Annotated in this window: 9 protein-coding genes; 6 read left to right on the forward strand and 3 right to left on the reverse strand. The window is 40.7% G+C overall.

Features of this window, described 5'->3' with window-relative positions; genetic code table 11:
- The first annotated feature begins 2 nt into the window (after positions 1 to 2).
- A complete protein-coding gene (locus RDV52_RS03685) occupies positions 3 to 770 on the forward strand; it encodes an Omp28 family outer membrane lipoprotein (RefSeq protein ID WP_004367010.1) in 768 nt (255 codons plus the stop codon).
- A 30-nt stretch (positions 771 to 800) separates the two neighbouring features.
- Entirely contained in the window at positions 801 to 1,451 is a 651-nt protein-coding gene (locus RDV52_RS03690; protein WP_004367009.1) for a hypothetical protein, read from the forward strand.
- A 228-nt stretch (positions 1,452 to 1,679) separates the two neighbouring features.
- Here RDV52_RS03690 and RDV52_RS03695 read toward each other — a convergent pair whose 3' ends face one another.
- Both RDV52_RS03695 and RDV52_RS03700 read right to left on the reverse strand, forming a co-directional pair.
- The gene (locus RDV52_RS03695; protein ID WP_004367008.1) at positions 1,680 to 2,612 is read right to left on the reverse strand and encodes a YitT family protein; all 933 of its coding nucleotides are present in this window, start codon (positions 2,610 to 2,612) and stop codon (positions 1,680 to 1,682) included.
- 152 nt (positions 2,613 to 2,764) lie between these two features.
- On the reverse strand, positions 2,765 to 4,651 hold the full coding sequence (locus RDV52_RS03700) for a heavy metal translocating P-type ATPase (protein ID WP_004367007.1): 1,887 nt from the start codon (positions 4,649 to 4,651) through the stop codon (positions 2,765 to 2,767).
- Between the two features lie 348 nt (positions 4,652 to 4,999).
- Here RDV52_RS03700 and pnp point away from each other — a divergent pair, with 348 nt between their 5' ends.
- The 3 genes from pnp to RDV52_RS03715 all read left to right on the forward strand — a co-directional run bounded on the left by pnp (position 5,000) and on the right by RDV52_RS03715 (position 11,209).
- The gene (gene pnp, locus RDV52_RS03705) at positions 5,000 to 7,216 is read left to right on the forward strand and encodes a polyribonucleotide nucleotidyltransferase (RefSeq protein WP_004367006.1); all 2,217 of its coding nucleotides are present in this window, start codon (positions 5,000 to 5,002) and stop codon (positions 7,214 to 7,216) included.
- A 701-nt stretch (positions 7,217 to 7,917) separates the two neighbouring features.
- Entirely contained in the window at positions 7,918 to 9,219 is a 1,302-nt protein-coding gene (locus tag RDV52_RS03710) for a UDP-N-acetylmuramoyl-tripeptide--D-alanyl-D-alanine ligase (RefSeq protein WP_040556921.1), read from the forward strand.
- 205 nt (positions 9,220 to 9,424) lie between these two features.
- Positions 9,425 to 11,209 (forward strand): helix-turn-helix domain-containing protein, encoded by a 1,785-nt coding sequence (locus RDV52_RS03715; RefSeq protein WP_004367002.1) that lies wholly within the window; start codon positions 9,425 to 9,427, stop codon positions 11,207 to 11,209.
- A 9-nt stretch (positions 11,210 to 11,218) separates the two neighbouring features.
- Here the strand turns inward: RDV52_RS03715 and RDV52_RS03720 are convergent, their stop codons facing one another.
- On the reverse strand, positions 11,219 to 12,343 hold the full coding sequence (locus RDV52_RS03720; protein ID WP_004367001.1) for a helix-turn-helix domain-containing protein: 1,125 nt from the start codon (positions 12,341 to 12,343) through the stop codon (positions 11,219 to 11,221).
- Between the two features lie 320 nt (positions 12,344 to 12,663).
- On the opposite strand from RDV52_RS03720, the gene RDV52_RS03725 reads away from it, so the two are divergent.
- Entirely contained in the window at positions 12,664 to 16,269 is a 3,606-nt protein-coding gene (locus RDV52_RS03725) for a hypothetical protein (RefSeq protein ID WP_004366999.1), read from the forward strand.
- Positions 16,270 to 16,282: the final 13 nt, after the last annotated feature.

Here is a 16,282-nt window from a genome sequence, read left to right on the forward strand (position 1 = left end):
AAATGAAAAGAATAATTCCATTACTAATAGCATCTGTGGCGATACTTCTCTCTTCGTGTGCAAATGTAGACGAGGGCGACAGATATATAAAGGTAGAATCTTCTGAAGCAAAGCGTGCCGTATTGGTAGAAGAGTTTACAGGACAGAGGTGCATAAATTGTCCTGAAGCTCACGAAGAATTAGCAAAGATTCAAAAAGAATATGGCGAGAACAATGTTATAACGGTTTGTATACATGCTTCTGCGTTGGCAGTATCTCCGTTAAAGACAAGTGTTGGCGAAGAATATTTTAAACATTGGAATGGCGCTAGTCTTCCGTGTGCTGTTATAAACAGAAATACCAGTGCTTTGGGTGTCTCTGCGTGGGCAGGTGTTATAAATAGTGAACTTCAGAAGACAACTAATGTTAAACTCTCTATGGCGAATAACTATAATGCAGCCAATCGTCAGTTGTCTATAGATGTAAATGCGTTAAGTTCAGAAAAGCTAAATGGAAAGTTGCAAGTGTGGATTGTTGAAGATGGCATTGTTGCAGTACAGCTTTTAAAAGGTAATCGCAAGGATAAAAACTATGTTCACAATCATGTGTTCCGTGCAGCTGTAAATGGCACATGGGGAACTGACATCGCTTTACAAGAAAATGTAGAGGCAAAGAACAACTTCTCTATTCAGTTAGATTCAAAATGGAACGAAAAGAATGTTTCTATTGTAGCCTTTGTTTACAACGATTCTGGCGTTCAACAAGTAATTAAACAGCATATAAATAGTTAATATATATCTTTAATTTAAAAGGAGAAAACAATGAAAAGAATATTACTCGTAGCAGCCGTATTGTTCTCAATAAGTATGGGAGCAATGGCTCAAAGTGCAAAATCGGCACTCCAGTTTGTAGACGATAAAGGTAATGTTATACCAGATGGTTCTGTATTTGAAGTTACAGAAATAATAAAAGATGAAGATTTTGGCACCATATATATGAAACCAAACCTGTTTATTAAAAATGTGTCAGGTCTGAAAAAAGAGGTTGCTATGAAACTTGATTTAAAATCTATGCCTGAAGGAAAAATTCAATGTTGTATAGGTAATTGTGATTTCTACGATACTCCTTCAATCCATACATCAGGTTCAATATCAATAGCAGCCGGAAAGTCTGAAAGCATAGAAACTGAATGGTTCATTCCAGCTGAAACTACAACTCCAAAATGCTGGACAGCAGTTTTTACTGCAGGTTTATGTAAGTTGGGAGCAGCTGCATACGAATATTCAGAAGATGGACCTTCTATAAAGGTTAGGTTCGGAAAAGACCCAACTGCAGTAACTTCGGTTAAAGAAAACACAGTAACAGAAGTAGAGCGTTACAATGTACAAGGCCAGAAGATTTCAAAACCTTGCAAGGGTATCAATATCATTAAGCTATCCAATGGCAAAACCGTTAAGAAGCTGATACCTTAAATACACAACGACAAGCAGAAATCTCTGTCGTTTTCATAATTATTATTATTGTAAACAAATAAAATCAAGAGTCATATTTTGCTCCTATCCAAGGATTTAAGATATGACTTTTTGTGTCTCATTACAGAATAGCGTTGGTATTATCTTGCAATCCAAGTAACACCAACGCTATTCTGCGATAAGCCCTAAGAAAGATTTTCCAAACACACTGGAATAATATTTGAGGGGCTATTTTGTTTCTAAAGAAACAGTTTCAGAATTTTTCTTGTTGTTTTTGTTCTTAATTTTAAACTTGTCGAAACCTTGCCCAAACACACCCATTACCTGACTTTGTGTAACAAAAGCGTGAGGGTCTATGTCGTTTATAAGATGATAAAGCGTTCTTGCTTCGCGTTGACGTGTAACAACCAATACAACTTTTGTTGTTTGTCCCGTGTAATATCCTTGGGCATCTATAATAGTACAGCCACGATGAGGTGGAGTTTCTACAACTTCTTTGCATATTTCTTTATATCGCTCCGAAATAATGAGAAACTGAACCGAACGCCTGCCAGAATTAACTACCTGGTCTAACACAAAAGATACGATAAACAAAGATAGATAACCATAAATGACACGCTCCCAATCTTTCAGCACAAAATAACTTAATGTTACGATAGAAGTATCTACCAGAATTAGTACGCGGCCAAGCGAAATGTCGTGGTATTTATTTACAATTGCTGCAACAATATCGGAACCACCTGAACTTCCATTATAAGAAAGACAAAAACCTAAGCCCATACCACAGAACAACGAGCCTATAAGCATGGCAACAAATGGTTGTTCGTGCATAATTGTAGGGTGTGGAAAATATCCTCGCAAGAATCCAGTTGCAAATGTCATAACCAACACTCCATAGATTGTTTTAACGCAAAAGCGCCAGCCAAGTGTCTTTAATGCTACAGTTAATAAAAGGGCATTTAAAACGAAATAAGTGTAAGAGACGGGAATGTTCAAAGCCCAAAAAACTGTAGACGACAAACCTGCAACTCCACCTGTACTAATGTTGTTTGGAAGTAGAAAGATGGTCCAACCAATGCCATACGAGATGCACCCGAGGGTAATCATAACGTAATCGACAATTTCGCGATAAAGCACTTTCTTTGTAATTGAGAACTCCATTGATTTAAGCCTTTTATTTTTCTGCAAAAGTACTTATTTATATTGGATAAAGCGATTTCTTGAGCATAAAAAAAATGCCTTCGTAAAGCATAACTTGCTATATGAAGGCATTTATATTGGTGGAAGCACCCTTTAAGTTTTATTCTTACAATTTATTTCACCTTTAAAGCACGAGTGGCATTCAGTACGGCAAGTACCATTACACCTACATCTGCAAAAACAGCCATTCCCATTGTTGCTATTCCTACGGTAGACAGAATAAGCACTGCTACTTTTATACCTATAGCAAACACTGCATTTTGCCGGGCAATATTAATAGTACGACGAGAAATAGCAATGACTTTGGCTATTTTTGAAGGCTTATCGTCCATAAGAACGACGTCTGCTGCCTCTATTGCAGCATCGCTTCCAAGTGCTCCCATCGCAATTCCAATATCTGCCCGTGCCAAAACAGGCGCATCGTTTATGCCGTCTCCCACGAAAGCGAGTGCACTGTTAATCGGCTTCTCGTTCAGTAAGTGTTCTACGTGTGTTACTTTATCGGCAGGCATTAGTTCGCTGTAACATTCGTCTATTCCCAATTGTGTGGCAACAATCTCGGCTACTTCTTTACGATCTCCAGTTAGCATTACAGTTTTCCCAATACCAGCTTTCTTTAGTTTTGCAATAGCCGAAGATGCGTCGGTTTTTATTTGGTCAGCAATAACAATATGACCAACATACGCACCATCTACAGCAACATGTACCGTAGTTCCTTTAAGATGCTGACATTTGTTGCAGGCAACTATTTCAACTCCTATGAAATCCATTAGTTTTTTATTGCCAACACACACGTTTTTTCCGTTGATTTCGGCAGAAATCCCTTGTCCGGCAAATTCTTTTATATTTTCAACTTTGCATTTACAACCTGTTTCTTTATAAGCATTTCGCAGTGCGATTGCTATTGGATGCGTAGAAAATTGCTCGACATGTGCTGCAAGATGTAAGAGTTCTTTCTCTGAAAACTGATTTGGATGGATTGCTTCTACTTCAAAAACACCACGAGTTAGTGTTCCTGTCTTATCGAAAACAATAGTTTTTGCTCGTGTTAAAGCTTCCATATAATTTCCACCTTTTATAAGAATACCTACATGACCGGCTCCACCTATACCACAGAAGAACGATAAAGGAATAGAAATAACCAAAGCACACGGACAACTGACTATAAGGAAAGTAAGTGCACGGTAGAGCCAAGTAGATAGCGCATAGTTGTAGCTATCTGAAAAAAATGGCGGAATAAACGCTATAATAACTGCAGAGATAACTACGATAGGCGTATAGATACGTGCGAAACGACGAATAAAAGACTCGCTTCTTGATTTATTCTCACTTGCTTTTTCTACCAAATTCAATATCCTTGATGCAGTAGAATTATCGAAGGTTTTGCTTACTTTTATCTTTAATAAACCCGAAATGTTCACACAACCCGATACAACATTATCGCCCGGCGTTACATCTTTCGGCATACTTTCGCCTGTCAGTGCCACCGTATTCAGGCTGGAAGTTCCCTCAATAATCTCTCCATCGAGTGGAATCTTTTCGCCCGGCTTCACAAGAACCACCTCACCAATGGCTACGGTAGCGGGGTTTACCACGATGGTTTCACCGTTTCTTTCCACATTTGCCGTATCAGGGCGTATGTCCATAAGGTCGGAAATGGAGTCTCGCGTCTTGTCTTCGGCGTAGTGTTCAAACAGTTCGCCCACTTGGAAAAACAGCATAACGAAGACTCCTTCCAAGAATTGCGGCTCTCCGTTGGGCAAAAAGCCGACCACAAAAGCACCTATTGTGGCAACAGACATAAGGAAATTCTCGTCGAAAGGGTTACCCTCCATAATTCCCTCCACTGCTTCGCCCAACACATCGTAGCTGATAAGCAAGTATGGAATAAGGTAAACAACCAGCATTTGCCACGTTGGCAAATTGCAATTGCGCTCTACAATCCATGCCAACAATAGCAACACGGACGTAAGAATGACTCTTATAACTTTTTTCTTCATCGTTTTTTATGTTTTGTTACTGATTTCGATGCAAAGGTAAACAAAAGGTTGTGCAACCAAGTTGCAAAGTTTCCGTACGACCATCAAATTGGAATGGAAAAGTCTGACAAGCCGTATATAAATACCTGCCAGTTAGGGTGAAATAGTTGAAAAACAGGCAAAAGCAGAAAATAAATGGAATTTTATTCGTCTGTTCAGCAATTAATACTTAATTTTGTGCGGTTTTTAAAAGTTATGCGGAAATGTAAAATACTTCACAGGGCAAAGCTATGGTTATTCTTTTACCTTTCTGTAGTCTTTACATTTCCCTATGATGTTAGGTCAAAACAATAAGTATTTAAATTTTAGATGAACGTAATTACGAAAACTCTTCAATTGGCTGATGGAAGAAACATCACAATTGAAACTGGAAAGGTTGCAAAGCAAGCCGATGGCGCAGCAGTAATCAGAATGGGTAACACTGTGCTCCTCGCAACAGTTTGTGCAGCCAAAGAGGCAGTTCCAGGTACAGACTTTATGCCTTTGCAAGTAGATTATCGCGAACAATACGCAGCTGCAGGTAGATTTCCTGGTGGTTTTACTAAACGCGAAGGCAAAGCCAACGATGACGAAATACTAACTTCACGTCTTGTAGACCGTGTGCTTCGTCCCCTTTTCCCTTCAGATTATCACACAGAAGTATTCGTGAATGTAATGCTTCTTTCAGCTGACGGCGTTGATATGCCCGATGCCTTGGCAGGATTTGCAGCATCGGTAGCTATGCAATGCTCGGATATTCCTATCGAACACCCCATCTCTGAAGTGCGCGTAGCACGTGTAAACGGAGAATATATCATCGACCCGACCTTCGAACAAATGAAGGAAGCCGATATGGATATCATGGTCGGTGCCACCAAGGAAAACATCATGATGGTGGAGGGCGAAATGGACGAGGTGTCAGAACAAGACCTTATCAACGCCCTTAAAGCAGCGCACGATGCTATCAAGCCTATGTGCGAGATACAGGAAGAACTTGCAAAGGAACTCGGCACAGACGTTAAGCGCGAGTATTGCGACGAAGTGAATGACGAAGAGCTCCGCGAGCAGGTGAAGAAAGAAATGTATGATGCTTGCTATGCTGAAGCTCAGAGCGGCGACAACGACAAGAAGCACCGCGAAGAAGTTTACGACAAGATTAAGTCGGACTTCATCGAACGCTACGATGCAGCACATACCGACCTTTCGGAAGACGACCTCGAGGAAAAACACGCACAGATTGAACGTTACTACGCTGATGTACAGCGCGACTCAATGCGCCGCAGCGTTCTTGATACAGGTAAGCGCATGGACGGCCGTGCATGCGATGAAATTCGCCCAATATGGTGCGAAGTAGATCCACTGCCTATGCCTCACGGAAGCGCATACTTCCAACGTGGCGAAACATTGGCACTCGCTACTTGTACATTGGGTACGAAGCTGGACGAGAAGATGGTAGACAACGTGCTCGACAAGAGCTACCAACGCTTCCTGCTCCACTACAACTTCCCTCCTTTCTGTACGGGCGAGGCAAAGGCACAACGTGGAGTTGGCCGTCGCGAAATTGGTCATGGACACTTGGCTTGGCGCGGTTTGAAGGGTATGATACCAGAAGATTTCCCTTACACAGTGCGTCTTGTAAGTCAGGTATTGGAGTCTAACGGCTCTTCTTCTATGGCTACCGTATGTTCGGGAACACTTGCATTGATGGACGCTGGTGTGCCTATCAAGAAGCCAGTATCGGGTATTGCAATGGGGTTGATTAAGAATCCGGGCGAAGAAAAGTATGCCGTGCTCAGCGATATTCTTGGCGACGAGGACCACTTGGGCGATATGGACTTCAAGACAACTGGTACTCGCGACGGTATTACAGCGACACAGATGGATATTAAGTGCGACGGACTTTCGTTTGAAATCCTCGAAAAGGCACTTATGCAGGCTAAACAGGCTCGCGAATACATTCTCGACAAGATAGTAGAAACCATTCCTGAACCGCGCAAAGAGATGAAACCACAGGTTCCACGTATTGAGACACTCGAAATTCCAAAAGAATTTATCGGTGCTATCATAGGTCCCGGTGGTAAGATTATCCAGCAGATGCAGGAAGAAAGTGGTGCTACTATTACCATTGACGAAGTTGATGGTGTAGGTAAAATTCAGGTTTCTGCACCCAATAAAACTGCAATTGATGCTGCTATGGGCAAAATTAAATCAATTGTTGCCGTACCAGAAATAGGAGAAGTTTACGAAGGTACAGTTCGTTCTATTATGCCTTATGGTTGCTTTGTTGAGATTTTACCAGGTAAAGATGGCTTGCTCCATATTTCAGAAATCGACTGGAAGCGGCTTGCTACCGTTGAAGAAGCAGGCATTAAGGAAGGCGACAAACTTCAAGTCAAGCTCCTCGACATCGACCCTAAGACGGGTAAGTACAAACTTTCACACCGCTGCTTGCTTGAAAAGCCTGAAGGTTATGTAGAGCCACAGCGTCGTCCACGTGGCGACAGAGGCGAACGCCGCCCACGTCGCGACGATAATCACCGTTCATAATTGTGAGAAACGGCAAACCACACTGTGGTTTCCGTTCTGCTGACGGACAAGCTAACGATTATTTTTTAATAGTTAATATAGTTCTAAGTCCCGCAAATTCTTCTGAGTTTGCGGGATTTTTGTTTCTAACCTACACGCAAGTCCAGTATAGGAAAGCAGGTTGGGCAAGCAATCCTATAGATATTCTTTTAGCGAACCTCCTAATAAAATAGTCAGAGTTGTTCTCTCTAACTTTGTAAAGACAATTTTATAAAAAACCGATGATTACACTTTGACATTGCGAAAGCGGCTCTTTTGCGATGCAAAACATACGCTTTTACCGTGCAAAACAGCCACTTTTGGAACGCAAAACAATAGGTTCTGTAATGCGTTGATGAACAGATGGTTAGGCAATAGTTACTCTTGTGAAAAATATTTACACGCTTGTTGCCTTCTTTTCATTCATAAAACAACTCGTGTTAATCTACCGAAAGCCCGATGAAACCGAAGATTTTTGCATATAAGAGCTATGAGATAGGCAGATTATTGAACAGGTCTGTCATGGTTATAAGATTAGTACGGCTTCTTTATAACGGCTTTGTACAGAAACATACACACCTCTGCAACTCCTCCTTTCTGCATTTCCTGCTTAATAAAAGCACCCTATTCCTTTGATGTCTCTACTATTTCCATTACCTTTGCAGATATTAAAAATCGAAGATATGGACAGCAAGGAATTGTACAAACTATACGAACAGCACCCTGTTATAACAACCGACAGTCGCAATTGCCCAGAGGGCAGCATATTCATTGCACTGAAAGGAGCTTCGTTCGATGGTAATAAATTTGCAAAAGCAGCATTGGAAAAAGGTTGCAGCTATGCCATTATCGACGAAAAAGAGTATGCCGAAACGGGAAACGACCGCATTATACTCGTAGACGACGCTCTTATAGCCTACAAGGAAATAGCAAGAGCACACCGCCGCACGTTCCAAATACCTGTAATAGGTATTACGGGCACAAACGGAAAAACCACTTCAAAAGAACTAATATCGGCAGTGCTGGCAGAGAAATTCAATGTTTTGCATACCGAAGGCAACTTCAACAACGATGTGGGAGTACCTAAAACCTTGCTGCGTCTGCGTCCCGAACACGAAATTGCCGTAATAGAAATGGGAGCATCGCACAGAGGCGACATCACGAAACTGGTCGAATATGTAGAACCTACCTGCGGACTGATTACCAATGTGGGGCGTGCGCACCTGCAAGGATTTGGCAGCTTTGAAGGCGTAAAGCAAACCAAAGGCGAACTGTACGACTACCTGAAGGCACACAACTGCCTGCTCTTCCTGAACGAAAGCAATGCAGACTTAGCAGAAATGGCTGCGCAACGCGATTTTGAACGTGTGGTATCGTATGGTCAGGACGAAACGGCGAATATACAAGGTGAGGTGGTAGACTGTGCGCCTTTCCTGCGTTTCCGTTGGCACGAAGCAGGGGGCGAATGGAAAGAAGTGCTGACCCACCTTGTCGGTACATACAATTTAGACAATATGCTGGCTGCCATTGCCATCGGTTTGCACTTTGGTATTGCGCCACAGCAAATTTGCCACGCATTGGAAAACTATATACCGAGCAACAATCGTTCGCAACTCACCGAAACGCCGAACAACAAGCTCGTTGTAGATGCTTACAATGCCAATCCTTCGAGTATGGCAGCAGCCATAGAGAATTTCCGTTTGATGGCGGTAGACAACAAGATGGCGATACTGGGCGATATGCGCGAGCTGGGCGAAGCAACCGCCGAGGAGCACCAAAAGGTGGTAGACTTACTCGCGGCAGCAGGCATTACGAACGTTTGGCTTGTGGGCGAGGACTTCGGAAAAACCGTTACGACCTTTAAAAAGTTCAAGGACGTTGAGGAAGTAAAAGCGGAAATAGCCCGCTGTCAGCCTAAAAATCACTACATATTAATAAAAGGTAGCAACGGCACAAAACTATACGAACTGCCCGAATTGTTGTAGAAACAATATAACAGTCTAAGAAATTATAAGCAAGAAAATAGATAATGGTTAAAATAAAATCATTATCTTTGTAGTCAGATAGCTATTTATGTAGTTTGGAAACATCGTTATCTTCTAAATGTCAAATATGAGAGAACTTATAGAAATAGAACATCAATGTGTTTTAAGCTTAATCAGACTGTAGAAATATGAAAACGTTACCGATATGAAACTGTTTGTATATGATTTATTACTTCACCCTCCCCATTCCTTAAAAACTGTTTTATGCACACTCTATATCCTTATAGGAGGAGCTTCCGTTGCGTTTGCTGATATAAATACTGCCACTGTTCATAGTGAAATGTCGCGAATGCCGGCAAAGGAACGGTTGGTTTATCTGCGCAATGCTTGCGACAATGCCATTGGAAAAGACGATGAAAAACAATACGATCTATTGAAGATTTATATTGCAGAGGCACAAAAACAGGCTTCAACAGTCGATGAAATGTATGGATTGAAGCGTTTGATGTGCTACTATTATAATTATGACAAAGACAAACAGCTGCACAAGGAATTGCCAGACGCCATGAATAAAATGATAGCTTACGGCTATACAGACTACTATTATGAATTGTGGTCGCTCATGATAGAGCAGCATTTTTATACAGAGAAAATCATTCAGGCACTTTCAGAGGCTAAAGAATTGTTTGACGATGCTAAAAAACGGAAAAACGGATATGGGCTTGCTGTGGCAAACAACCTATTGGGAGAAATCTATGCAGACATGTACGACGGTATTATATCGCTGCGACACTTTGCCATTGCCGTTGAATATGCCAAGAAACTGAAACATAACAACCGCTTGCTCATACTGATTTATTCTAATTATACTGATGCTCTTTATAATGAAAGGCAATATTCACAGATGCTCAAAGTTGCGCAGGAATGGGAGGAAAAGCTAAAGGAGCATGCCGAAAAGATAAAGAAAGAGGGCAAATCTTTATCGCCCTTGACACCGTGGTATGCTTATTGCTATCTTGCAATAGCCGATGCGCAGATGCAAATGGGTAACTATGATGCAGCCAATAGCTATCTACAGAAAGTAGCTTCTACTATAAACTCTCAGACCATAAGGGTAAAATCTGCCTATTATCATAGCATATCACAGTTTTGGGCGTGTAAGAAAGACTATGAAAAAGCTTTGGAATACAGCAATATGTGCTTGAAAATAAGTGCCTCTATCAAAGATGCTATGGGTATGAACAGTTTGCTTATCGACCATGCCTACATCTTAAACAGTGCCGGGCGATACAAAGAAGCATCGCAGCTATACAGCAGCTTGATGGAAAAACGCGATAGTCTGGAAGAAAATTATATGCGTAACCAACTCAACGAAATGAGCGTGAACTACCAATTAGAGAACGAACGGGCAAACAGAAATCAGGCTAACATGAACTTAGCCATATCCTTGAGTGCGTTACTGATATCAATATTGATAGGTGTGCTTTATTATATTTATACACGAAAGCTGAGACAACGAGAAAGAATAATGTTCAAAACTGTGCAACGCTTTAAACTGACAGAACGCTTGAACCTTGCCTCGTTGGAAACTTTGTCCGAAGAAAAGCTGACGATGGAAGAACGATTGTTTATAGAGACTTGCCAAATGATGGATAGGGACAAGCCTTATCGCGACCCCGACTTCAATCGGGACCTGATGGCTACGCTGTTAAATACAAACCGGACTTACTTAGGGAGCGCCATCAGAAAGTATGCCGACGGACTCACCATATCGGAATTCATTACACGCTATCGTCTACGCTATGCAGCTGCATTGTTGGTAGGACGACCCGATATGAACATTAACGACACAGGATTGATGGCTGGTTTTAACTCACGAAGCACCTACAACCGCCTTTTCCGCAACTTTTTCGGTGTGTCGCCCACCTCATTCCGTGATATTAGAGTACAATCTGCTGATGAACGAAGTTCCGAAGCAGACGATGTGTAGTACACATACTTAAACCTTTCTTCGTGCATTAAGCCAACGCAAAGGGGTAGTTCCTTCTAATCGTAAGAAAATTTGAATGAAGTAACTACTTGATGAAAAACCTACTTTATAGGCAATCTCTTCAATAGTAAGTGTTGTTTCGGATAGCATAATTTGCTTGGCTTTACGAATACGCAAGCTGTTTATCCAGCTGCTGAAGTTGGAATTGTAAGTCTCATTAATATATTTCGATAAATAGCTGCGATTGGTTTTTATTTCACGAGCTACCGATTCGATGGTCAATTCCAGATTGCAGTATTCCTCATTGGAAAGCCAAATGTGCATTAAACCCTTTTGGGTGTCGGTTAAAATATCTGTCTTGCTGTCGCTTGAGTTATGAATTTGAGAGCTTTTTAATAAGATTTGTTGGTTGAAACTCAAATTAAACGAACGTTCTACCGTTTCAAACACGAACGAATAGTTCATAAACGACTCGGCAATATAGACATTCATAGTGGTTGCCGCCACAAAATAAACCAACTTAAAAAGGTAAGGGGCAAAGAGCATAATAACACTGACAATTCCGAAAAGAACGATGAACATAATGCTTCTGCGTATCCAAAGCACGAAGTTATACATTGGTTCGGTATAGTAATTTTCAAGTTGAATACGCACAGCCTTATACATTCTCATTAAGCGGAAAACACAAATAAGAGTAAAAAAAATGAGCATAAAGCTCCCCGCAAAAACCAATAAGATTTGAACTGTATGGTTTTCAACAATAAGTGCCCCCAAACAAGTGGCACATACTATACACCACGATAACAAATCTAACAGTACACGCTTGTAGGTTCCGAAAGAATGATCAAGCAGATGAAAGAAAGCTAAACACAAAAAAATAAGCTCTATATAGAAGAAAGGTATGTCAATGGCAGAAAGAACTTCTGCCGAAAGTGTATTTTTAGGCAGTTTCCACTCAAAGAAAATTTGCGAAAAGAGAAAGAAAAAAGCCACAACCATAAATCCACGCGAACGCCGATAGGGAGCAAAAACTTTACGTTTCGGAATTTTCATAAATATAAAGATGAAGACAAACACAAGATAGATGCCCCACGAAGCATTTAAGATACTTTGCATTAAGTTTTCTGTTGCCATATATACACTTCTCATTAATTATTTTTCAAATATACAAATTTTGTCTTAAAATGATTGCTCAATATCGTAAACATTGTATCTTAAATGAGCAACAAATTGTTTTCCAGTATTTTATAATGCTTTTCAATACAGTTATTTTGTTTATTTTCGATATTTTTTTGCTCGCTTAATAGAGTATCGGTATAGCAATTTTACGTTTTTATTATGTCTTATTTAACATTTTTATGATATTAAAATTAATTAAAAAGAAGGCTCTCTAATTTTGCAATAACATCGCGAGTCGATATTAAGACAAATGTAATATCAAAATAAATACTATTATGAAAGCGAAAAACAATTACTATCAAACGAAAAAAAGAAGATGGTATCGTACCATTGTACTCCTCTTCTTATTGTGTCTATACGGACACACGCAAGCACAAAATGTAACCATTAGTCCCAAGACGGGCAAGTTGATGGCTGCATTGACAGAAGACCACGAGGTAGGATTTCAGAATGGCTGGTCGTCTCTTTGGCGCCACGACCAGCTCCCATTGTCGTTAACAGTTGCAGACTACCCCGATCTTACACCAAGTGGGGAATTGAAGAGACCTGCCGGTAACATCGCAATCGAAAATAACGAATTGGTTTTACTTGGAGGAATGACCCGTAACCTCTACATGGAAGTCTCTTTACCTAAAGGTTATCGCATTACAGGATATACGCTTGTAATGAAGAACAACCTTAATGGAAAGACTGTAAGAGGTATGAAATTGGGCAATGTAACGAAAAAAATGTATGAAACCAACAAGGATTTTAATTTAGGAAGTGCTAAAACGACCTCTGAACAGATAGGGAAATATAACGAAGAAACCAAGGAATACACCATCAAGCGCACATCAATGACAAAAGATGACATGGGCAACCAGCTTTATTTCTGTTTGGATAAAAGAAATGCAAATGCATACTTTGGTGTAACTATTAAGTACTTTGAACTTCATTTCACTGCTGAAGGCGACTTTACAGAACACGTAGCTCCTGTATCGGTTAGCGATATTCAATCTCCCGTGAGTTATTATGAAATGCCATTTACCACATCGAAACTCGACATTGGTCCTATTCAGCCAAATTCAAAGAATGGTAGCAAGACTTATTACAGCTATAATTATAAAAATGTTGCTGACCTTACTGCAAATATGATTATTTATCAGCAAGCCGCAGTAAATGCCCAAAAAGAGGCTGCCGATGTTGCTGTCAGCAAGCATATCTCGGCTTTTGTAATGGATAATAAAACTCATTTTGGATTAGGGAACGACACTTATTTTGTCGAAACACCTACAACTGCAACTACTAAAAAAGGCGATAATCTTTTGTTAGGCTATCGCATTGTAGGTGCAAAATTCAACTGTGCATATGCTAAAGATAGAAAATATTCAGAGTTTAAAATACATTATAAGAAATTTTTGGGATCCACTTATTACCTGACAGAAACTGGAGGCACAAGTACTAATGCTGCACAAGCAGCCAAATGGTTTATTGATGATACTGGCTATATGCGTATAGGGAATACTTATTTGCAAGTAGATAATTCAGGTGCAATATCAGTTACTCCTAATAAAAAAATGGCAAGTGTAATACGCAGAGATGGTGATAATATAATTTGTGGTAATAAATACCTACGCCTTGGTAGTGGAAAGAAATTAGAATTTGGTTCACAAAACTCTGCTGCATCTGCTGAAGAAACAGGAACCAATATTACTATTTCTAAAGGTGCACCTTACACTTTAAAGATCTACGACAAGACAGGAAAGAATGTCGTACAGAAAATAGACATTAAGAACGCCAACGATGCTGGCAGTTACGAGCTCACGGACTTAAACAACGACGCTGTTAAGTTTGAAGTGTCAGGATTAACAGGTACCGACAAGCAAGCAGTGGTGTCTGTTGATGTAACGATGCAGGCGCTTAACCCATTCATACACAGCATTGATATTGTGTGCCACGACTGGGCAGATGCACATCCTATGACGCAAACCTTTACTGCCAACGACTTCTCTGTACGTGGTGGCAAGTTTACTTTCTATGTGCCAGAAGACTTTAGCGTGAAAGAAGGACAACAACAGCCTTGTAAGTTTACGTTTGAAAACTTATACAGCCTTTATGGCGATAAGACCTATTACACCGGAACAGAAAAGCAAAAGGACGGCAATGCACGCTATGTCTTCATCGAGTCTCCATACGACCAAAACTTCAAGGGTTTGTATGATGCAAGTTATAATCCTGATGCAGACTACAGAGGCAAGATACAAGCTATTGTGAGTGGTACAAAAGCGTTCCGCTTTAACAATGCTGACGAGTTGGGCAATGAAGTCCACAGTACAGACATCAAGTACTTTAATGAATTCCCATTCTCAAAAGAAGCTTACAAAAAAACAACTGGTGGCAAGTTCAAGGAATTGTCATTGATGAAAGATGGCAGCGAAGTGCGCTACTTGTTTACTGCTGACGAAACACGCTACAACATTTCGCCAGCCACAGCGACTGAACACCGTAGCCACGCATTCTATGTAATGGACATTCAGTTGGTACTCAAACAGTATAAACCTAAGTTTACATGGGTTCCAATTTACACCTCAACATGCTATCAGGAAAATGGCAAGGATGTTGAAAAGCCACAATATGGCTTGAAGCTTGGTACTACCGAAATGGGCGAAAGTGGAAAGATGGGCTATTTGACCGTAGACCAAATTAATAAAATCCTTTTGAACGACAATGAAATCTTAGGTAGTGGCTCTACTCCTCGTCCTGCAGAAATAAAATCACCTGAGCAAGTACTTTATGTTGATGCCAGCGACCTTATGACTGTGGTTTATCGCAAGGCAACCATTGAGGGCGGAAAGGACGATTTAGACCAAGCAATGAGCTTGCTCGGAAAGAACGCACTCTTCTACTTGCCCGAAAATCTTGCACCGGCAAAGAATAACTTCGCAACAAAGACAGGCACAGGCGAGTTCCGTGCATGCAAAGACATCGTTATTACCGACAAGAAACCTTTCTATGCACCATACAACATTCGTGTAGATGCTGCACAAACCGCAACTTATACCCGCGAAATAACTGTACCAAAGAATGGCAAGGCTACTTTTGCTTCTGTTATGTTGCCATTCACACTTAGCATAAACAACGATGGAGTGCATACCAACGAAGATGGCTCATGTAAATTCAGATTGAGCAAAATGAACGAAAACAGCTGTATCACGCTCAGCCAGAACGAAGCATCAAAACCAAACAACTATAAGGCAAAGGCTAAGTTTATACCTCTTACAGGAACTTCGACAAAAGCCAACACACCTTATATGGTAGAAGTCTTGTCAGCTCCTACAAGCGATAAGATTTCATTCATAGCAATTCAGAAAGGTTCTGATGTCGTTGCAAGCACATCGATGGCAAACGATACTTACCTCTTCAAAGGTGAAGCTGCAAAGGGCAAGATTGGACAATACGATGTAAACTTCACGAACTATGGCTCTTACTCTGGAAAGAAACTCAATAAGAACAGAAAGATATTCTATTTCTCTGGAAATATGTACTTGTGTTCAAAGAATTTAGATGCTAAGTTCCCTTGGTTATACGTTTATCCATTCCGTGCGTTCTACGAATATACAGGTGGAGCAGATGCTAAAGATTTGAGCGGTATGTCGGTTATCTATGACGACAGCCAAGATGAAGCTACTGGCATTGCAAACTTGCAGCCTCGTCCAAACTTAGCCGTACAGGCAGGCAATGGAACCATTACCTTTGCAGCAACAGTAGATAGCAAAGTGAACATCTACACCGTAACGGGAACTTTGGCAAGCAGCGTAAATGTGAAAGCGGGCAGTACAGAAACTATCAATGTACCTGCGGGCATGTATGTAATAAATGGAGTAAAAGTAATAGTTAAGTAAGAAAGGAGTACTA

The organism is Prevotella nigrescens, from assembly GCF_031191185.1.
In the GTDB taxonomy this organism is placed as follows: domain Bacteria; phylum Bacteroidota; class Bacteroidia; order Bacteroidales; family Bacteroidaceae; genus Prevotella; species Prevotella nigrescens.